This is a genomic window from Nocardioides speluncae (genome assembly GCF_003121585.1).
Lineage (GTDB): Bacteria > Actinomycetota > Actinomycetes > Propionibacteriales > Nocardioidaceae > Nocardioides > Nocardioides speluncae.
Map to the genome: position 1 here is coordinate 39,034 of NZ_QEOO01000005.1, position 18,334 is coordinate 57,367.

Here is an 18,334-nt window from a genome sequence, read left to right on the forward strand (position 1 = left end):
TCGATCAGCGGGACGGTTCCCCACCTGGAGCCCACCTCGGCCTTGAGCGCCCGCAGGTTCCGCGGCTCCGGCGCCGGGTCGAGTGCGGAGAGCTTGATCGGCCCTGTTTGCCACGGTCGCGGATCTCGACCCAGTCCAGCGTCGGCAGCTGCTCGTTGAGCGCGGCAAGCTCGGCCTGCAGCTCGGTGCGCAGCTGGTCGATGAACGCCGAGGGGTCCAGCGGCTTGCGGAGCGCGGCGTAGTGGTCGCTGCGGCGGCTCTCGAAGTCACGGGGCAGGTCCTCGTCGGGATTACGCCACTTGTCGGCGCCGACCACCCAAATCTCCTTGCAGCGCAGCCGCTCCCGCAGCGCCTGGAAGACGCAGATCTCGTAGGTGGACCGGACCACCCTCTGCCGGCCGCGCTTGTCGGTCCGGTACACCAAGGTTTCCCAGTCGCCGGCCACCACGCGGCTGGTCGGAAGATGCTCGCCGCGCGGGTAGTAGGTCACCCGGCCGTTCTTGTACCGAGCCACCAGGTCCAGCGCGTCGAGTACCGGGCGGTGGGTGGTGTTGGAGGAGCGGAACTCCAGCACGTCGAGCAGCTCGATCAGCCCGCGCCGGTAGTGGTTGGTGTAGGAGGCCTTCAGCGTGGTCTGCACCGTCCGTCGGTACACCGGCCCCTTCGTCTTGTACTCGTGTACCAGCTCCTGCAGGGTCTGCTCGCCTCCGGTCACGGCCGGGAACACCACCTCGCGGACCGGATCGTCCGGCGCGTCCAGGGCGGCCTCGGCGATCGCGAACAAGATGTTCTCCTTGCCGGTGACCTTCTTGAACGCGTTGACCAGCTCCTGGGTCACCCGGTGACTGGCCCGTGCGTTGATCTTGTGGACCGTGGAGATCAGCAGATCGACCAGGGTGTCGGTGATCTCCCGCTCACGCGCGTGCATCAGTGCCGACAACAGCGTCAGCCGCAGCTCGGTCGGGTGATCACGCATGTGCGACGGCGACTCCACCGCCGCGCGGCCACGCCACCCGGCCAGCACCTTTGGCGCAACATTGGCGAACAGGCCGCCCGGAAGTCCGATCGCGCGGACCGCACGGAGCTTGCGGACCTCGGTCAGCATCGACTCCAGGCTCACGTTGCCCGGAACGGTCTTCACCAGCGCGAGCACCGACTCCTCGCCGGCGTCGTCCTGGTCGACGTCGTCGACGCCGGCGCCGGCGCCGACCAGGGCCTCCAGCCGCTCAATAGTCGCCCGCGGCAGCCTGCCCGCGATCCGGCACGACAACGCAACCTCAGCCTGGTGTAGAGCCGAGCGCACCATCCGGTCCAGCCGGCCCGGTGTCGGCGGCTCGACCCGCTCCTCGCGGCACCGGATCAGTAGCTGCTCACGGACCACATCGTGGTGCCGCTCGGCCTCGCACACCTCGGACGCCAACCACGCAGTCAGCTTGTCCGCGTCCTCCACCGAGCACACCCGGAAGCCGAAGTGGCTGCGAACCTGCGCTCTGTGCCGCTCGAGTGTGCGGCCCGACCACTCATAGAGGCCGATCTCCGATGCGGGAACGTCCACCTGGTCAGCAACGAACTGCACCACGGTTTCCTGTAGCTCGCCACGGCCACGAGGGAACCGCCCATGCTGGCCGTAGAACTTCAGCAGCAGCGCCAGCCCCAGCTTGCCGGCACCGCCCTTGCCGCTCAGGGCCGCCCGCTCGTCGCTCAGCAGAGTCCAGTGCTCAACCAACTCGTCCAGCTCGATCGCCCGATGCACGATCGGCCATACTTCCGCGCCGCGTGGCCGCCGACCACCCCTCACCGCTGATCGCGTCAGATCGCCGCCATCAGCATCCAGACCCGGCCGGCACCCAAATCACAGGCACTTGCTTCGCAGAGCGCCGATCTGAGCGAAGACGGATCACATCCAGGCACCCTCGGGACTCCGAAATGTGGCGGCTGGTGACACGCTTCTTACCAGCGCCCCAAGACCCATGCGCACGCTGCAGCCGGAACATCCCGCGCATCGCGAAGCGGTGGCCAGAGGGCCGGCTGTGTGTTTCACCTGCTACTACGACGCCGTCCACACCCGTGGAACATGCCCGGAGTGCCTTCAAGACCGACTGCTGCCCGGCCCGCGCAATGCCGACGGCCAACCCACCTGCGCAACCTGCGCCCAGATCCCCTACGACTTCCACTGCGAACGGTGCGATGTCGAAGCCGGACACCATCGCGGCCGACTGTGCGCCCGCTGTGCCCTGCGGGACGACCTCCACGGGCTCTTGGGCGGCCCACCGGGCAGTCCCGCACGCGTCGGGCTCGTGGATTCCCTCTGTGCATCGGAACGGCCCGAATCGATCTTCGTCTGGAAGCGCTCCCCCAAAGTCCAGGCCCTCCTTGGTGGCCTCGGCGACGGCACAGTACCCATGACCCACGAAGGACTCGACTCGGTCGACAACAAGCAGGCTGAACACCTCCGTGCACTACTCCAACACCACGGCCACCTTCCACCGCGGGACCCGTACCTGCCGCGGTTCGAACGGTGGATCGACGCCAAGCTGGACGGCCTCCCCGACGAGGTCCGCCAGCCCGTCCAGCACTTCGCGACCTGGCACCACCTTCGGCGCATCCGTGCCAAGGCAGCAGCCGGCGCGTCGATGCGTGGTCCGGTGCACTCGGCCAAGCAGGAGATCACCGAAACGGTGAAATTCCTCGTGTGGCTCCATGAGAGCTACCAGCGCACTGCCGCCACGTGTACCCAGCAAGACGTCGATGAGTGGCTGGCCACGGGCCCGACGACGCGCAGCGCGATCAGGACGTTCTTCGTGCTCGCGAAGAAGTCGCGGCTCAACACCAAGGTCACGATTCAACACCGAGCGGCGAAGACGAGCCGATCACTCAGCCAGGACCAGCGACTCGCGTGGATCCACGAACTCCTCACCGGCACCAGCGAGTCACTCCCCTACCGCATCGCCGGCATGCTCCTGCTGCTCTACGCCCAACCGCTGGTGAGAGTTGTTGAGCTCCAGACCAGCGTCATCGACGACGGCGACGAAGGCATGACCATCACGCTCGGAAAGCACGCGACGGATGTCCCCGAGCCGTTCGCATCACTCCTACGCGAACACCTCGCCGCGCGACCAAACCTGCGCACCGGCGCCGGTCCCGATAGTCCCTGGCTATTTCCGAGCATCAGGGCTGGCCGACACCTGCATCCGAACACCGTCATGGACCGGCTCCGCGACCTCGGGGTCAACCTCCTCGGCGCCCGCAACCGAGCCATCGGCGAGCTCGTCCTCGAATGCCCGCCCTCGCTCGTGGCGGACGCGCTCGGCTACAGCGCCCAGGTCGCCTTCCTGCATGCCAGCAAGGCTGCTGAGCCCTGGGCCCGCTACGCCGGCCGGCGGCTCTCAGCACCTTAGACGCAGTACGGTTCAGCGGTGATCCGTGAGGCCAGTTCCGAGGACTTCGACGCCATCGTGAGGCTCTACCGCCAACTGCACCCGCAAGACCCGATTCTGGAGGACGGCGCGGACCGCGCCGCGTTCGAGGAGATCCTGAAGACCCCCGGACTCGCGCTGCTTGTCCTTGAAGCAGACGGCGCGGTGGTAGCCACGACGTACCTCAACGTCATCCCGAACATGACCCGCAGCGCCTCGCCGTACGCCGTGATCGAGAATGTGATTGTCGACCAGGCTGTCCGCGGAACGGGGCTCGGTAAGCAGATCATGGCGGCGACCCTCGATGCTGCCTGGGACGCAGGCTGCTACAAGGCCATGCTGCTCACTGGCTCGCAGACACCCGCGACTCACGCCTTCTACCGCAGCTGCGGCTTCTCCCCCGACGCGAAGAGTGCCTACTTGGCCCGGCCCGGCACATCCATAGCGAGCACTAAGAACGCGGCTGGAGGCCGGGACGGGGCCGAAGCTTGAAGATCAGGATGCCGAGGTACTTGTTCATCCACTCCTGTTTGTGCGGGTAGCGGCCTCGGGCTTCCTCCGACAGTTGGGGCTCGATTGCGGTCTCGATCCAGAACCCGGCCGCGCTGAACTCGTTGACAGCCTCGGGTAGCTCTTCGGTGGTGGCGGTCTTGAACCCGGTGAACCCGTCCATCGCGACGACCTCGATATTGTCGCGCCAGGACTTGTCCCGTTCGGCGAGCCAGGCCTTGAACGCCTGTTTGGGGCGGCCGGCGACCATGTCCAGAAGCCGCGCCGGCCCGGTGCCGTCGCGGATCGGCGTCAGGTCGATGATCACGGTCACGTACTTGTCGCCACGCCGGGTGTGCCGCCAGACGTGCTCGTCCACGCCGATGACCTGCACGTCGTCGAAGCGGTGCGGATCGTCGATCAGGACCCGGCGGCCCTCGGCCAGGACCGCGTCGTTGGCGGTGTTCCACGAGACCCCCAGAGCGTCGGCGACGCGGGCGACACTCAGGTGTTGGCAACCAGGGCTTCCAGCGCCCACCACAGGCCACGTCGCGACAGCGTCGCCCGCGGCTCGGCGGCCCGCGACGTGTCCTGGCGCCACACGTGACCGCACCCGGTGCACCGGTATCGGCGGAGGCTGACCTCCAACACCGTGGGCCGCCACCCGAACGGCTCGTGCGCCAACCGCCGGACCACCGTGTCCCTGGCCGCGCCCTGGCATCCGCAGCGACGACACCATCTGTCGGGCTCGACAACCCGGCACCGGAGAATCGCCCGATCGGGCTCCAACCGCTGCCCGAGCACTTCGAGCCCGAGATCATCAAGACGAGCGAACGTGGTCAGGTCAGGGCGGGCGAAGGTAGCGTCAGACACGTCGAGGTCTTCCAGATGGACGGCATAGTCACCTCCATCCTCGGGGAGACCTCGACCCCTACCCGGCCACCGACGCGCCGACCGGACTACACCCTCAACTGCGACTGCGAAGAGCCCAAATAGCCCCCGGTGCGAGGGTCGGCCCGCGTGCTACGTTCGGGCCATGACTAGACCCAGTGAGATCCTCGGCAGCGTGGTCGCCGCCAGCGAGCGCGAGCAGCTCGAGACGTTCCTGGATTACCTGCGCGACGCCGTCGTGCGCAAGGCCCGCGGGGTGTCGGAGGAGGACGCCCGGCGCAGCCCGGTGCCGACCGGCACCAACCTCGGCGGCCTGATCAAACACCTGCGGTGGGTGGAACTGGGCGGGTTCGCCGAGCAGATCGGGCAGATCCCCGCCGCGGAGCTGCCCACGCCGCCGTGGACCGACGCAGACCCGGAGGCCGACCTGCGGCTGGAGCCGAACGAGAAGCTCGACGACGTCATCGGCGCCTACCAGGCGGAGTGCGACCGCTCCCGCGAGATCGCCGCCCAGCACAGCCTCGACTACGCACCGCGGGGCAGGGAGCTGACGTTGCGGTGGGTGTACCTGCACGTGATCCTGGAGACCGGCCGGCACGCGGGCCACGCGGACATCCTGCGCGAGATGATCGACGGCAGCGTCGGCGACTGACGGCTCGCGGCACGTCGTCGGTCCGTGTTCCGGTCGTCGGAGGCGGCGTTACACCGGTATCGGCGGAGGCTGACCTCCAACACCGTGGGCCGCCACCCGAACGGCTCGTGCGCCAACCGCCGGACCACCGTGTCCCTGGCCGCGCCCTGGCATCCGCAGCGACGACACCATCTGACGGGCTCGACAACCCGGCACCGGAGAATCGCCCGATCGGGCTCCAACCGCTGCCCGAGCACTTCGAGCCCAAGATCATAGTCACCTCCATCCTCGGGAGACCTCGACCCCTACCCGGCCACCGACGCGCCGACCGGACTACACCCTCAACTGCGAAGAGCCAGTTTGCTCCTCCGTCTGATCAGGGCCGAATACGATCGGACTTGATACGCAGCGTGTCCAGTAGTCTGCATATTGCGTCAGATGAATCAACGCGGCTGGGCTTGAACCACTACCCCAGCAGCGACGCGCCGGTCACCTCGGTGCGCTGAGCCGAGTCCACTGCACGCGTGTCTGCCAGGGCAGCACATACTCAGCGGCTGTGAGGTGAGACCTCATGGCGTCAACGAGTGGCTGCCGTTCCTCGTCAGGAAGATTCGCGATCCAGCCCATGGAGCCGAAGAAGGCCACCAGGGCCTGCGGGTCGACGGTCTGACGATTCGCCAGCAGCGCCTCGCGTATCTGGTTGAAAGTCTTTTCGGCGAAGGGCAGGTTCCAGGCACCGGGTGTCCAGGCGCCACTCATCATGTCGAGCGGAAACCCGGAGTCTTGAGGCCAGATCGGCGCGAGAAGTTCTTCGACGGCCGTGACGGAGGGGACGACCGGTCCGTTCGCCACGTTCCACATCACCACGAGGGCCCCGCCCGGTCGCAGGACGCGTGCGATCTCCGCCAATGCGGCCTCGTTGTCGAACCAGTGGAAGGCCTGGGCGACGAAGACCGCGTCGACCGCGTCGTTCGCGAGCGGGATCCGTTCCGCAGTGCCGTCGATCGCCTCGACGCCTGGACAAGCCGGAACAAGCAGGCGACGCATGCCAGGGTCCGGCTCGACGACCACCAGGTGCGCCATCTTCGAAGCCAGCTGACGGGTGAGCTTGCCCGTGCCCGCAGCAAGTTCCAGCACCATCGCAGGCGACGCGAGTTCGGCGAGGTCAACGACCTGGTCCGGGTAGCCCGGCCGGCCACGCTCGTAGTCCTCGTACCAGCGATGGGGCATGTCACCGGTCACCATGGATCCATCTTGGATGGATGACGTCGACCTCTACAGCGGGTATCCCGAGGCCAATTGGCCTCTCCCCCACATCCACACGTCGCGGTCGCCGGAACAATGGAGGCAGCCACACGAACTAACGAAGGGATGTCCGTTTCATGAGTGAGGACTTCTACTCGCACTCGAAGATCTATGACCTGATGTTCCCCGGCAGCGGGCCGGCGGTTGAGTTCTACAGGGCTCAGGCCGAGCGGCAAGGCGGGACCGTGTTGGAACTCGGGTGCGGCACCGGAGACAAGCTCATTCCGATCGCCGCGGATGGGCGACCAAGCGTCGGCGTAGATCTCTCAGCGCAGATGCTGGCCGAGGCCGAGCGCAAGGCCGGCGAGCGCGGCGTCGCGGTCGAATGGGTGCAGGGCGACATGCGCGAGTTCGATCTGGGACGCACATTTGACCTCGTGTTCATCGCAGCAAACTCGTTGCTCCATCTGCACGAAGCGGCAAGCCTGGCGAGTTGCTTCGAGTCGGTGCGCAAGCACTTGGCACCCGGAGGGCGGTTCGTCTTCGACGTCTTCAATCCGAGTGTGGGTCTCCTGTCCGATGCTGATGGCGTACGGCGTACCCGGGAGTCGTTGTCGTTCGTGGACCCCGACCGCGGCGACGTGAGTGTCGATGTCGCGGAAAAGTACGACGCAGCTGACCAAGTCACTCGTGGAACTTGGCACTTCTCGACTGCGGCAGAGCCTGACTTTGTCGTTGTCCCGCTGGAGATCCGGAGCATCTTTCCCCAGGAACTCCCCCTGGTCATCTCGCTCGGCGGGCTACAGCTCGTTGACCGCTTCGGCGACTGGTCCGGTCAACCGTTCACCGGAACCTCGGCGCTTCAACTGTGCATCTGCGAGTCAGCCTGACCCGGCGCAGCGAGCCAGCGGCCCAGTACTCAGCGCCTGGTCTCGTACCTGGTCAGGAGCACGCCGCCGGGAAACGTCCGGGTCTCTACCAGCTTCAGGTTCACCCAGTTGTCCAGGACCGTGAAGAAGGGTATCCCGCTGCCCACCAGGACCGGGTGGGTGACCAAACACGTACTCGTCGATCAGCCCGGCCCCGCATCGCCGCCGCGGCAAGGGTGGCGCCGACGATGTCCATGGGGCCGCCATCCTCGGCCTTGAGCCGGGTGATCTCGGAGACCGCGTCACCGGTGACCAGGCGGGCGTTCCAGTCGACCGTGCTGATCGTGGAGGAGAACACCACCTTGGGCATGTTCAGCCAGCGGCCGGCGAACTCGATGTGCGCCGGTGTGGCGCCGGGCTGCTGGGCGGCGGTCGGCCAGTGGGAGCTCATCGCCTCCCACACCTTGCGCCCGTACAGCGCCAGGTCCGTCGCCCCTACCCGGTCGGACCAGAACTTGAACACCTCGTGGCTTGGCACGCTCCAGCCGAGGTCGTCACCGGGCGCGGCGATGTAGCCGTCGAGGCTCACGTTCATGCCAAAGGTCAGCGTCCGCATGGCGTCAGCCTCCCGTGAGTCGGCAATCGGCGTACAGGCCAACATGGCGCGGAAAGTTCATCGGTCAGACCACACGACGCCTGGTTGACCACCGCGCCAGCCTCCTCCTAGCACTGCCCCAGACTTCGCCTGATCGGGCATGCCGGATCACATTGGGCAGATCATCATGGAGATTCCAGTCCCTTGGGGGTGCATATGCCTGACGTCTGCCCGGATTGCGGTGGGCAGATCGAGCCGCGCGCGGAATTCTGTGACTCCTGCGGCGTGTACGTCGGCTGGGACCAGACGAGGATCGGGACCCGGATCCACCCCGTCCGGCCGTCGCCCGAAGCTGTCGGCCGCCAGCCCGCCGAAGAGCGCAGGCCGGCCGACCGCCCGCCAGTCGGCAAGGTCACCACCGGACTGGCGATGCAGGTCTCGGACACTCACCTCGACGTGGCGCCAGGCGAGGTTGGCATCTTCGAGGTCATCGTCCGCAACACCGGCTCGCTGGTGGAGCAGTTCGTCGTCCGGGTCGGCGGCGAGGCCGCCTTCTTCGCGACCGTGTCGGTCCCCCAGCTTCAGGTCTATCCAGGCAACGAGGCGCGCACCCAGGTGACGTTCGCTCCTCCTCGGGCGGTCCAGCCGAACGCCGGATCGCACCGCTGGATCGTCGAGGTCGCCTCCACGGTGAGTCCGGAGCGCGACCAGATCGAGGGCACGGTCACCGTGGCCGGGTTCGCCGACGTCGCCGCGGCGTTGGATCCCGCGCGCACCAAGGGGCGGGGCACCAGGTTCAACAACAGCCTCCGCCTGGAGAACCGGGGAAATGCCCTGGTGCAGGTGTTCGCCAGCCCCGACGACCCCACCCGGGAGATCGGCTTCCGCGGTGGTGCGACCGCGACCGCGTTGGCCCCCGGCCAGATGGCCACCGAGACCTTGACCGGCCAGACCAAGCGGAGCTGGTTCGGAGCGCCCCAGACGTTGCCGTTCACGGTGGACGTGCGCACGTCACTGAGCGGTACGCCGTACACGAGCGGGCCACCGGACGGCGGGCCAACCCACGCCGCCGGAGCATGGGCGGGTACGGCGCAGCCCGGTCAGGCCGACACCCAGACCTTGACCGGCACCCGGATCCAGAAGCCGGTGTTCCCGCGCTGGCTCCCAGTCGCGGTCATCGCACTGATCGGCCTGATTGTCGCCGCGGTCATGTACTTCACCGGCGCTGAGACAGCTGCGGTGCCGGCCGTGGCAGGCGACCCGCAGGCCGAGGCTGTGGAGAAGATCGAGGCGGCAGGACTCGAGGCGGACGTCGAACGGGAGAAGAGCGAAGACGTCAAGGCCGGGCTGGTCACCCGCACCGACCCGGCCGCCGACACGGACGTGGAGGTCGGCGAGACGGTCAAGGTGTTCGTCTCCTCCGGGCCGGAGGGCAAGGCGCCGGTGGTCCCCGCCCTTGTGGGGCTGACCGCTGACGAGGCCGAGCAGGCACTTGATGACGTGGGCCTGGAGGCCCGGCGTACCGAACCCATCTTCGATGACGCGGTCCCTGCCGGACAGGTGATCAGGTCGGCGCCGGAGGCCGGGACCACTCTGGCTCGCGGCGAAACAGTCGCCCTGGTCATCTCCAAGGGCCCGAAGGAGGATGGCGGCGACGGCGGCGGCCCCATCGTCGTGCCGGACGTCGGTGGACTCTCCGGGGCCGACGCCGAGGACCTGCTCGAAGACACGGGCTTTACCGAGGTCGACACACGCGAGGTGGCGCACAACGAGGTCCCCTCGGGTGATGCGATCGGCACCGACCCCGCCGACGGCACGGAGGCAGTCGGCGATGATCCGATCACCCTGTTGGTGTCGACCGGTCCGACCACGCCCTTTGACCTGGCCGAGGCCGCGGAGGACGCGACCTGGTCGACAGAAACCGGAGAGATCGACTTCGGCGATGACTCCGACCCCACCCGGGGCCTAGCCCTGCTCACCTCGGACAACCTCGAGGACGGCACCCCCGCCTCCGACGACCTGCGCATGCATCCCGAGGAGGTACCTGGCGGCGTGGTGGCCGGTGAGTTCGAGCTTCCCGCGGCGCTGATCGACGGAGACCTGCTCATCGCTCGCGTGGGCTTCCTCGCCGACGGCCCCGGAACCGCAGACGTGGTCATCGAGGCGGTGATGCCGGACGGCGAAACCCTGGAGCTGGTCCGGGCCTCCGTCGACGGCACGGACGGCATCGTGCGCGAATTCTCGGCCGACCTCAGCGACGGTGCGGGTGCCGAGGTGATCCGGATCGTTGTGGACTCGGTCGAGTCCACGCAGTTCGGTGACGCAGTCCTGGTGGATCCGGTGCTCACCGGGACACCGGAGGAGTGACGACCTAGGTCGGGGCAACGGCTGGAGCATCTATCCCGAGTGGCAGGAACGAGAGAGGTCTCCCCGGCCGTGATGGGGCCGGAGCTTGAAGATCAGGATGCCGAGGTACTTGTTCATCCACGCCTGCTTGTGCGGGTAACGGCGTCTGGCGGCCTCGGACAACTGCGGCTCGTCTGCGGTCTCGATCCAGAGCCCGGCCGCGCTGAACACGTTGATCAGATCAGACATTGTGTAGGTGGGCTTCGTAAGGGCGATCTGCTCGTTCCATCCAGTGCGGTAGGTGTATGAGGCTTGGGAAAAGTACTCCTCGCCCAACGAAGTGCCGTTCTGCTCGGCCCGTTCGACGGCATATCGGACCGGTTGGGTCCTGGTCAGCAGGATGAATCCATTGTCGGCCAGCATCGCCCGGGCCGCTCGGAGGGTTCGGACGGGATCCCTCGCGTATCCCAAGGACTGCAGGAACAAGATGCGGTCGAACGTGCGACCGGAGAGCTCTGGCATCGAATCCAGGTCATTGAGATCGCCTCGAATGAACTCCATTCCAGGCGGCGGCGCACTCAGGAAGTTGCCGCTGACATCGACACCTAGGGCAGCGGTCGCACCCTCTCCGACCAGCTCGGCGAGCTTGCCGCCGTTGCCGCAACCGACATCGAGCACCGACCGCCCGCTGATGCTGCCCAGCATGGCTCGCTGCGCAGGCCATTCGACAAGCCGCTCTAACGAGTCGTCCCTGCTTCGCGCCCGCTCGTAGTCTGGAGCGAGTTCTGGCCAAGCATGGCTCGGATCCCCAGGATTGTTCATGTGCGAGCTCGTCGCCTCCCGTGAGTCGTCTGCAGTCGCCACGAAGCAGAACTTAGCGCGTCCCTTGGGACTCCACCACGGGCACTTCCCAGCCGCTCCGATAGCCCGCGAGATCGGCCAGTGCCGCGCACCATGCGGTGCGCGGCACTGGATCCTCAGACGGTCCGGGTGCGCAGGCTCCGCGCCAGGGCGGGGATCATCACCGCAGCTGGGACGAGGTGCAGTCCGATCAGGGCTACGACGGTGGCCGCGGCGGCCCCGGAGATGAGTGGCGGGACCAACGAGATCGCGGTCAGCGACACCGTGGTCTGCACGAATCTCTCGGCGGGGCGGGCGCTCCAGCGCAGGAGGCCGGCGGCGATGACGATGCCCACGACCGAGAAGAAGCCGGTCACCACGGCGAACCCGCCCAACGGGATCGTCTCGCCGCCCTCGGTGATCTCGAAGTCGACGCCGGCGGCCCGCGCCAGTGCAGCGACGATCGTGGTGGCCGCGATGGCTGCGCAGGTGGCGGCCAGGCCGGTGCCGGCCAGCCCACGTAGTCGGTGCACGTTGCTGGTGTTACCCGACGCCGGGCGTGCGACTACTGCTGTGTCGTTCATGCTGTGCATCTCATTCCTCCGTCATTCGATAGCTGATTGATGGGATGCGGCTGGGGTGACGATGTGCACCTCGGCCGTACGGCGGCCGGGGTTCCGCAGGGCGCGGACACCCGTGCCACGGAGCCAGAACCCGGCATCACGTCCGAGCACCGGTCCGAGCTCGCCGTCGCGCAGCTCAAGCTGCACCCGGCCACGGGCGATGACGCCGAACGCGTCGTGCCACTCCCCTGCGACCACCGCGACCCGCGCCCCTCCGCGCAGCGCGATCGTGCGCACGGGACTACTCGGTACCGTCGGTCGGCAGGCGCTCCGGGAGCCCCAGCCGCGGGAACTGGTCTTCGTGGAAGGTGACGATCTCGGCGATCGCCCCACCGGTGATGCGCAGCACGTCGATCGTCAAGGGCAGGTATGCGCCCTCCTGCTCCCGCCAGTCGTAGAAGGCGATGGCGGGCTGCCGGTTCACGGAGGTGAGGACGCTGCGGAGGCGCTCCATGGTCCCGAAGCCCTCCCCGATCCAGTTGCTCACGACCGCGTCGCGGCCGACGTACAGACCCGGCGTGGGCGGCATCGAGAAGCGGACATCCTCGCGCAGCAGCGCGGCGACGCTCTTCACGTCCGTGGCCACGCTGGCGTCGGTGTAGCGGCGCACGAGGTCGCGGGTCGCGGCGTCCTCCTCGCCCCCGGTCCAGTCCTGCCGCTCAGCCGGCAAGTGCTCGCGCATGCCTGCGCGGGCCCGCTGCAGCGCACTGTTCACGGAGTTGACGGAGTCCCCGAGGAGCTCCGCGACGTCCTTCGCCGGCCAGCCGAGCACGTCGCGCAGTATGAGCACGGCCCGCGGGCGCGGTGCGAGGTGCTGGACCGCGACCAGGTACGCCAGCTCGGTCGTCTCCCGCGCGACGGCGACGGCCTCGGGCTCGTCCGCCTCACCCGCGGCCAGCTCGTCGAGCAGCCGATCCGGGTACGGCTGGAGCCACAGCACCTCGCCGCCGGTCGCGGGCTCCGGGCGCCGCTTGGCGAGCAGGTCCAGGCAGGCGTTGGTGGCGATCCGGTACAGCCAGGCCCGGAACGTCGACCGCCCTTCGAAGGTCTCCCGCCGCCGCCAGGCACGCAGGAACGTCTCCTGCACGGTGTCCTCGGCGTCCTCGAACGACCCGAGCATCCGGTAGCAGTGCACGTGCAGCTCGCGCCGGTGCCGCTCCGCGAGCCCCGAGAACGCCGACTCGTCAACCAGCCGCATGTCCGTATCCATCGCGTCATCCTTCCGTCTCATCCTGTCCCGTCGTACGTATGACGGGTACTGGCGCGACAACTCATCACTCTTAATCGCGTTGCTCCGGCGAGCTCCCGGCCCTAGCGTGAGCTGCGATGACCACTCAGCTCTTTGCGCTCAGCTTCGATGCGAACGACCCGGCCCAGCTGGCGGCCTTCTGGGCCGGCGTCCTCGGCTTCGAGGTGCACGACGGCGCGCAGGGCAGCGTCGAGCTGTGGCCGAACGACGACACCGGGTTCCGGCTCCGCTTCAACCCGAGTCAGGCGCAGAAGGCCGGTCCGAACCAGATGCACTTCGACCTGACCAGCGCCTCGCTCGAGGACCAGCAGGCGACGGTTGACCGAGCCCTGAGCCTCGGCGGCCGGCACATCGACGTCGGCCAGCTACCGGAAGAGGAGCACGTGGTGCTCGCCGACCCCGAGGGCAACGAGTTCTGCGTCATCGAGCCGGGCAACAACTTCCTCGCCGACTGCGGGTTCATCGGCGCGCTGGCCTCCGACGGCACCCAGGAGGTCGGCTACTTCTGGAGCAAGGCCCTGGGCTGGCCACTGGTCTGGGATCAGGACGAGGAGACCGCGATCCGGTCCCCGCACGGCGGCCCGAAGATCACCTGGGGCGGTCCCCCGGTGGCACCGAAGCTCGGGAAGAACAGGTTGCACTTCGACCTCGCTCCCCCTGCCGACGGCGACCAGCAGGCCGAGGTCGACCGGCTCATCTCACTCGGCGCGACCCGGCTCGACATCGGTCAGGGTGACGTCGACTGGGTGGTGCTTGCCGACCCGGACGGCAACGAGTTCTGCGTCCTCAGCCGAAGCTGACCTCAGCGGTCTCGGTCACGGCAGCGGTCTTGCCGGGAGCGCCCATGAATCGCCAGTACAGGTTCGTGTGGGCGACGACATCGGCGGGTGCCGGCGCGCCGTACGCCGTCAGGTCCTCGGTCGTGTGGGCGTCGCCGACCAGCGTCACGTCGTAGCCGCGGGTGAAGGCGCTGTGGATGGTCGCGCGCACGCAGCCGTCGCTCTGGGAGCCCGCGACGACCAGGTGACCGATGCCGGCGGCGGCCAGGACCTCTTCCAGGTCGGTGGCCTCGAAGGCGTCGCCGAAGTTCTTGTGAACCACCGCGTCGGACTCCCCGTGCGGGAGCTCGGGGACGTACTGCCAGGGATCGCTCCCCTTCGGCATCTCGTCGCTGGAGTGCTGGACCCAGACGATCGGGGTCTCCGCGGCACGCGCCTTCTCCACGAGCGTCACGAAGTTGGCGACGGTGGCGTCGCGCTCGATGGACTGGTCGATGACGCCGTTCTGTACGTCGATCACCAGCAGCGCGGTGGCGGGCCGGTCGGCCAGTGTGGACATGCCATCTCCTCTACTCAAGCGGTTCTTGGGCGAACGTGAGCACGACACCTCCCCTGGGGTCGGCGTGGCCGGCGACCTGGTCGAGCCACGCCTGGCGCACCGCGTCGGGCCCGGCCACCCGCTGGATCGGCCAGCTGCGCGCGACGGCGTCGACGTAGGCCGACTCGGCCGCGCCGATCCGACCGCGGAGCTCGGCGGCACCCAGCTCGGCAGTACGCCGCTCCAGGTAGGTCGGCGCGAAGAAAAACTCCGACTCCGCCGCCGCTCCCCCGCTCAGCTCGGCCGCGCCGGCGGCGTGGGTGATGCCGACCCCGATCAGCCAGCGAAACTCCGGTCCGAAGCGGTCGCCGATCGCGGTCCGCAGACCGGGCCGGCCCGCGAAGTCGACCAGCACGACCGGACCGGCGACGTCGGCGGAGGCGATGTCGTCGTAGGCGACGGCCTCGTCGTAGGTCCCGAGCCCGGCGACGTACTCCTTGTTGCCGGCCGAGGTCAGGCCGACCACGTGCGGCCGCTCCGAGCGCTGCGCCAGGCACCACGCCATCGCGGCGGCGGTCTTGCTGGACGCGCTCGACACCAGGACGGTCGCGGCGCCGCGGAATCCCTCGAGCGCGAGGTAGTCGTCGAGCAGCCAGGCCGTGGTGAACAGCGGTCGGACCAGGGACAACAGCTCCTCGGTCTCGGTGTCGGGGGCGGCAGCCGGCAGGTAGGTGTTGTAGAGGCCGGGCAGCTCGCGTCGATGCGCGGCGCTGTCGACGACGGTCCGCCCGCGAGCGACCGGCTCCAGGGTCACCTCGCTCGACATCGGCCAGAAGCCGTAGAACCGCTCGCCCACCTCGACGGCGTCGGCGGCCGAGTCGACGACCTCGGCGTAGCCCCACGCCGGCACCCGCCCCCAGCCATCGGCCGCCGGGAAGAACCGCCAGTAGCCGATCTGCTCGCCGATCAGCGCATACGTCACGTTGTTGGAGGTCAGCGCGAGCCGCTCGATGCGGAACCGCGCCTCGCCGGGCGCGAGCTCACCGCCCGGCTCCCCCGCCCGCGTCTCGCACTCGGCCCAGTCATCGCGCCGGACCACCAAGTCGAACCCTCTGGTCGAACCTCTGGTCGAACCTCTGGTCGAACCTCTGGTCGAACCTCTGGTCGAACCTCTGGTCGAACCTCTTGTCGTCCACATCTCGCACGCTACTGGGCACCACCGACAACTGAGTACGTCGACCTGTTGCCGCCGTACCTCCGTGACATCAGGCTGGAGTCATGACCGTTTTCGCCGCCGACTTCGAGCCGTTCGGCACGTCTCACCAGCTCACGCTCGTGGTCTTCTTCGCGCTCCTGGTGCCGGTCGTGATGATCGGTCGACGGGTTCGCGGCACCGACCTCGAGCCGACCGTCTCCAAGGGGTTCGCGCTGCTGATCGCAGCAATCATGGTCCCGTTCCACCTGGCGGAGATGTCACCGGGCCAGTTCGACCTCGGCGGCTCGCTCCCCCTCCAGCTGTGTGACTGGGCCTGGATACTGGCGATCCCCACACTGTGGACCCGCAACCGGACGCTGTGCGCGATCTCGTACTTCTGGGGCCTGCTGCTCACCACCCAGGCTCTCGCCACGCCCGCGCTGTCCCACGGCTTCCCGTCGCCGGAGTTCTTCGGCTTCTGGGCGATGCACTTCCTCATCGTGTACGCCGCGATCTACCTGACCTGGGGACTCGGCATCCACCCCACCTGGGCCGGCTTCCGGAGCACGGTCGCGGTCACTGCCGGCTGGATGGTCACGGTGTTCCTGATCAACCTCGCCATCGACACCAACTATGGCTTCGTCAACCGCAAGCCCAGCAACCCGTCGATCCTGGACTACTTCGGGCCCTGGCCGGTCTACCTCGGCGTGGAGATCCTTCTCTGCGCGGCGGTCTGGGCGCTGATGACCTGGCCGTGGACCCGGCGACAGCAGCCGGCCCCGCGAGACGCGACTTCGCAGGCGGCGCAGTAGCCGCTGGACCCCTGCCCTACCATCAACGCCATGCTCAAGCGACTTCTCGGCGTCCTGGCGGCGCTGCTGGCCCTGACCATGCTCGTCTCCTGCAGCGACGACGGCGACGACCGCACCGCCAAGGAGGAGGAGACCAGCGACACCGTCCCCGGCTCCGGCGAGAGCCCGGAGGACATTGAGCCCGCTGGTGCCTGCGAGTACGTCGTGGACGGCTCCGAGCCGGCCAAGGAGGCGACTCCTCCCCCGGCCGACCCGGCCGTCACCGGCAAGAAGAACCTCACCATCTCGACCAGCGCGGGCGACATCAAGGCGGTCCTGGACGCAGGCGCCACCCCGTGCACGGTCAACAGCTTCGTGTCGCTTGCGGAGCAGGGCTACTTCGATGACACCGAGTGCCACCGACTGACCAGCGGTGGGCTCTCGGTGCTGCAGTGCGGCGACCCGACGGCGACCGGCACCGGTGGCCCCGGCTACTCCTTCGCCGACGAGCTGACCGGCAAGGAGACCTACCCGGCCGGCACCCTCGCGATGGCGAACGCCGGCCCCGACACCAACGGCTCGCAGTTCTTCATCGTCTACAAGGACAGCGGCCTGCCGCCGGCGTACGCCGTGTTCGGCAAGGTCGACACCGCCAGCATCAGGATCGTGCAGGCGATCGCCGCCAAGGGCACCGACACCGGCGGGCCCGACGGCGCGCCCAAGGAGAAGGTCGCCATCACCTCGGTGAAGTAGTCAGAACTTCTTCGCGAGTCCCCGCATCTGAACGAGCGAACCACGGCAACGGGCCGTGGTCGCTCGACCAAGGGGGAACCAGATGAAGAAGCTGATCATGGCCGGAGTCGCAGTCCTGGCAGTCGGCGTGGCCGCGCCGGCGTTCGCCGAGGAGGATCCCGTCCGGATCACCGGCACGCCCCACAACGACACGCTGATCGGCACGACGAGCAACGACCTGATCAAGGGTCTTGCCGGCCACGACAGGCTCGTCGGGCTGACTGGCTGGGACACCTTGCAGGGCGGCCGCGGAAACGACGTCCTCGAGGGCCGTGGGGGCAAGGACACTATCTACGGTGGGCAGGGGAACGACCGTCTCCTCGGCGGTGCCGACCATGACTTCCTGTACGGCGGACCCGGCAACGACGAGCTCCGAGGCGGCCCCGGCAAGAACACCTTCGAACCGGGCGCCGGTCGCGACCTGGTCTTCGCCGGACCGGACAAGGACGAGATCTTCGCCGCGTCGAACGACGGCCCCGACACGTTCTTCTGCGGTGCCGGCCCGGACGCGGTCTTCTACCCTGGCGCACCCGACCCGGCCGACACGCTCTACGGCTGCGAAGTGGTCTACGACTCGTCCAACTGAGCTGCCGCGGTCGGCGTACTCAGGGAGTGGTACGGGCAACCTGCACGTACTCGATGGGTACGCCGATCGCCACCGTCCGGCTGACCGTGCAGAGCCGGTCGCGGGACTGCTCGATGGAGCGCGGCAGCACGCCGCGAGCGGCGTCGCCCGCCTCGCCCTCGGGGAAGACCACGTCGAAGGTGATCTTGAGGTTGGCCATGTGGTTGCCCTGCTCGTCGCGGATCTTGTCGCCCTCGGCCCGGACGTCGAACGACTCCGGCTGCGCCCGCTTCCCGGTGATCAGGTCCACGTCGATCGCGCTGCAGCCGGCGATCGCCGCGAGGAGCAGTTCGACCGGGGTGAAGTCCGGGTCGTCGCCGCTGCCGATCGGGAGTACGCCGCCGCGCCGGTTGACGGCCTTGTAGCGGCCCTCGCCCATCCGAGACAGCTCGATGCTTCGCAGGGTGTCGTCGCTCATGA

General features: G+C 68.2%; 18 protein-coding genes and 3 pseudogenes. 9 read left to right on the plus strand and 12 right to left on the minus strand.

Annotated features, from left to right (window positions below; genetic code table 11):
* Nucleotides 1-4: 4 nt before the first annotated feature.
* A complete protein-coding gene (locus tag DDV73_RS28595; protein WP_206050666.1) occupies nt 5-1,753 on the minus strand; it encodes a DUF4158 domain-containing protein in 1,749 nt (582 codons plus the stop codon).
* 217 nt (nt 1,754-1,970) lie between these two features.
* Here DDV73_RS28595 and DDV73_RS02585 point away from each other — a divergent pair, with 217 nt between their 5' ends.
* Nucleotides 1,971-3,398, plus strand: a complete 1,428-nt coding sequence (locus DDV73_RS02585; protein ID WP_170125999.1) for a recombinase XerD — start codon at nt 1,971-1,973, stop codon at nt 3,396-3,398.
* An 18-nt stretch (nt 3,399-3,416) separates the two neighbouring features.
* On the plus strand, nt 3,417-3,908 hold the full coding sequence (locus DDV73_RS02590; protein ID WP_109505687.1) for a GNAT family N-acetyltransferase: 492 nt from the start codon (nt 3,417-3,419) through the stop codon (nt 3,906-3,908).
* A 124-nt stretch (nt 3,909-4,032) separates the two neighbouring features.
* On the opposite strand, the pseudogene DDV73_RS02595 reads toward DDV73_RS02590, so the two are convergent.
* Nucleotides 4,033-4,778 (minus strand): annotated as a pseudogene (locus DDV73_RS02595) (ISL3 family transposase); the annotation flags it as partial.
* A gap of 163 nt (nt 4,779-4,941) precedes the next feature.
* On the opposite strand from DDV73_RS02595, the gene DDV73_RS02600 reads away from it, so the two are divergent.
* Nucleotides 4,942-5,448 carry a DinB family protein gene (locus tag DDV73_RS02600; RefSeq protein WP_015882578.1) on the plus strand — a complete coding sequence of 169 codons (507 nt, stop codon included), beginning with the start codon at nt 4,942-4,944 and terminating at the stop codon, nt 5,446-5,448.
* Between the two features lie 49 nt (nt 5,449-5,497).
* On the opposite strand, the pseudogene DDV73_RS02605 reads toward DDV73_RS02600, so the two are convergent.
* Nucleotides 5,498-5,699: pseudogene (locus tag DDV73_RS02605) on the minus strand (ISL3 family transposase); the annotation flags it as partial.
* A gap of 217 nt (nt 5,700-5,916) precedes the next feature.
* Entirely contained in the window at nt 5,917-6,672 is a 756-nt protein-coding gene (locus tag DDV73_RS02610) for a class I SAM-dependent methyltransferase (protein WP_109505688.1), read from the minus strand.
* 137 nt (nt 6,673-6,809) lie between these two features.
* Here DDV73_RS02610 and DDV73_RS02615 point away from each other — a divergent pair, with 137 nt between their 5' ends.
* Entirely contained in the window at nt 6,810-7,562 is a 753-nt protein-coding gene (locus DDV73_RS02615) for a class I SAM-dependent DNA methyltransferase (RefSeq protein WP_109505689.1), read from the plus strand.
* 29 nt (nt 7,563-7,591) lie between these two features.
* Here the strand turns inward: DDV73_RS02615 and DDV73_RS02620 are convergent.
* Nucleotides 7,592-8,157, minus strand: a pseudogene (locus DDV73_RS02620) (dihydrofolate reductase family protein).
* A 195-nt stretch (nt 8,158-8,352) separates the two neighbouring features.
* Here DDV73_RS02620 and DDV73_RS02625 point away from each other — a divergent pair.
* On the plus strand, nt 8,353-10,503 hold the full coding sequence (locus tag DDV73_RS02625) for a PASTA domain-containing protein (RefSeq protein WP_154402580.1): 2,151 nt from the start codon (nt 8,353-8,355) through the stop codon (nt 10,501-10,503).
* Nucleotides 10,504-10,533: 30 nt separating this feature from the next.
* Here the strand turns inward: DDV73_RS02625 and DDV73_RS02630 are convergent, their stop codons facing one another.
* From DDV73_RS02630 to DDV73_RS02640, 4 genes are all read right to left on the minus strand, one after another.
* Nucleotides 10,534-11,304, minus strand: a complete 771-nt coding sequence (locus DDV73_RS02630; RefSeq protein ID WP_206050667.1) for a class I SAM-dependent methyltransferase — start codon at nt 11,302-11,304, stop codon at nt 10,534-10,536.
* Nucleotides 11,305-11,459: 155 nt separating this feature from the next.
* Nucleotides 11,460-11,906 (minus strand): DUF6069 family protein, encoded by a 447-nt coding sequence (locus tag DDV73_RS28345; protein WP_206050668.1) that lies wholly within the window; start codon nt 11,904-11,906, stop codon nt 11,460-11,462.
* A 21-nt stretch (nt 11,907-11,927) separates the two neighbouring features.
* A complete protein-coding gene (locus DDV73_RS28350) occupies nt 11,928-12,182 on the minus strand; it encodes a hypothetical protein (RefSeq protein WP_170126001.1) in 255 nt (84 codons plus the stop codon).
* A gap of 4 nt (nt 12,183-12,186) precedes the next feature.
* On the minus strand, nt 12,187-13,176 hold the full coding sequence (locus DDV73_RS02640) for an RNA polymerase subunit sigma-70 (RefSeq protein WP_109505692.1): 990 nt from the start codon (nt 13,174-13,176) through the stop codon (nt 12,187-12,189).
* A 95-nt stretch (nt 13,177-13,271) separates the two neighbouring features.
* On the opposite strand from DDV73_RS02640, the gene DDV73_RS02645 reads away from it, so the two are divergent.
* Nucleotides 13,272-13,994: a VOC family protein gene (locus DDV73_RS02645; RefSeq protein ID WP_109505693.1), complete on the plus strand. Its 723-nt coding sequence runs from the start codon at nt 13,272-13,274 to the stop codon at nt 13,992-13,994.
* On the opposite strand, the gene DDV73_RS02650 is transcribed toward DDV73_RS02645, so the two are convergent.
* Complete coding sequence (locus tag DDV73_RS02650; protein ID WP_109505694.1) at nt 13,981-14,532, minus strand: isochorismatase family protein; 552 nt, start codon at nt 14,530-14,532, stop codon at nt 13,981-13,983. The genes DDV73_RS02645 and DDV73_RS02650 overlap by 14 nt on opposite strands.
* A gap of 10 nt (nt 14,533-14,542) precedes the next feature.
* The gene (locus DDV73_RS02655) at nt 14,543-15,610 is read right to left on the minus strand and encodes a DUF2855 family protein (protein ID WP_161962267.1); all 1,068 of its coding nucleotides are present in this window, start codon (nt 15,608-15,610) and stop codon (nt 14,543-14,545) included.
* Nucleotides 15,611-15,789: 179 nt separating this feature from the next.
* On the opposite strand from DDV73_RS02655, the gene DDV73_RS02660 reads away from it, so the two are divergent.
* The 3 genes from DDV73_RS02660 (at nt 15,790) to DDV73_RS02670 (ending at nt 17,875) form a co-directional block, all read left to right on the plus strand.
* Complete coding sequence (locus tag DDV73_RS02660) at nt 15,790-16,518, plus strand: YwaF family protein (protein WP_109505696.1); 729 nt, start codon at nt 15,790-15,792, stop codon at nt 16,516-16,518.
* Nucleotides 16,519-16,548: 30 nt separating this feature from the next.
* Nucleotides 16,549-17,250 (plus strand): peptidylprolyl isomerase, encoded by a 702-nt coding sequence (locus tag DDV73_RS02665; RefSeq protein WP_109505697.1) that lies wholly within the window; start codon nt 16,549-16,551, stop codon nt 17,248-17,250.
* Nucleotides 17,251-17,332: 82 nt separating this feature from the next.
* Nucleotides 17,333-17,875 carry a calcium-binding protein gene (locus tag DDV73_RS02670; protein ID WP_109505698.1) on the plus strand — a complete coding sequence of 181 codons (543 nt, stop codon included), beginning with the start codon at nt 17,333-17,335 and terminating at the stop codon, nt 17,873-17,875.
* A 19-nt stretch (nt 17,876-17,894) separates the two neighbouring features.
* Here DDV73_RS02670 and DDV73_RS02675 read toward each other — a convergent pair whose 3' ends face one another.
* Nucleotides 17,895-18,332 (minus strand): OsmC family protein, encoded by a 438-nt coding sequence (locus DDV73_RS02675; protein WP_109505699.1) that lies wholly within the window; start codon nt 18,330-18,332, stop codon nt 17,895-17,897.
* Between the last annotated feature and the right edge of the window lie 2 nt (nt 18,333-18,334).

Bases quoted from the DNA above. Each gene is read 5' to 3' on its own strand.
- DDV73_RS02585 (WP_170125999.1), top strand. From the start codon at position 1,971: ATGCGCACGCTGCAGCCGGAACATCCCGCGCATCGCGAAGCGGTGGCC.
- DDV73_RS02600 (WP_015882578.1), top strand. From the start codon at position 4,942: ATGACTAGACCCAGTGAGATCCTCGGCAGCGTGGTCGCCGCCAGCGAG.
- DDV73_RS02610 (WP_109505688.1), bottom strand. From the start codon at position 6,672: ATGGTGACCGGTGACATGCCCCATCGCTGGTACGAGGACTACGAGCGT.
- DDV73_RS02615 (WP_109505689.1), top strand. From the start codon at position 6,810: ATGAGTGAGGACTTCTACTCGCACTCGAAGATCTATGACCTGATGTTC.
- DDV73_RS02625 (WP_154402580.1), top strand. From the start codon at position 8,353: ATGCCTGACGTCTGCCCGGATTGCGGTGGGCAGATCGAGCCGCGCGCG.
- DDV73_RS02630 (WP_206050667.1), bottom strand. From the start codon at position 11,304: ATGAACAATCCTGGGGATCCGAGCCATGCTTGGCCAGAACTCGCTCCA.
- DDV73_RS28345 (WP_206050668.1), bottom strand. From the start codon at position 11,906: ATGAACGACACAGCAGTAGTCGCACGCCCGGCGTCGGGTAACACCAGC.
- DDV73_RS02640 (WP_109505692.1), bottom strand. From the start codon at position 13,176: ATGAGACGGAAGGATGACGCGATGGATACGGACATGCGGCTGGTTGAC.
- DDV73_RS02645 (WP_109505693.1), top strand. From the start codon at position 13,272: ATGACCACTCAGCTCTTTGCGCTCAGCTTCGATGCGAACGACCCGGCC.
- DDV73_RS02650 (WP_109505694.1), bottom strand. From the start codon at position 14,532: ATGTCCACACTGGCCGACCGGCCCGCCACCGCGCTGCTGGTGATCGAC.
- DDV73_RS02660 (WP_109505696.1), top strand. From the start codon at position 15,790: ATGACCGTTTTCGCCGCCGACTTCGAGCCGTTCGGCACGTCTCACCAG.
- DDV73_RS02665 (WP_109505697.1), top strand. From the start codon at position 16,549: ATGCTCAAGCGACTTCTCGGCGTCCTGGCGGCGCTGCTGGCCCTGACC.
- DDV73_RS02670 (WP_109505698.1), top strand. From the start codon at position 17,333: ATGAAGAAGCTGATCATGGCCGGAGTCGCAGTCCTGGCAGTCGGCGTG.
- DDV73_RS02675 (WP_109505699.1), bottom strand. From the start codon at position 18,332: ATGAGCGACGACACCCTGCGAAGCATCGAGCTGTCTCGGATGGGCGAG.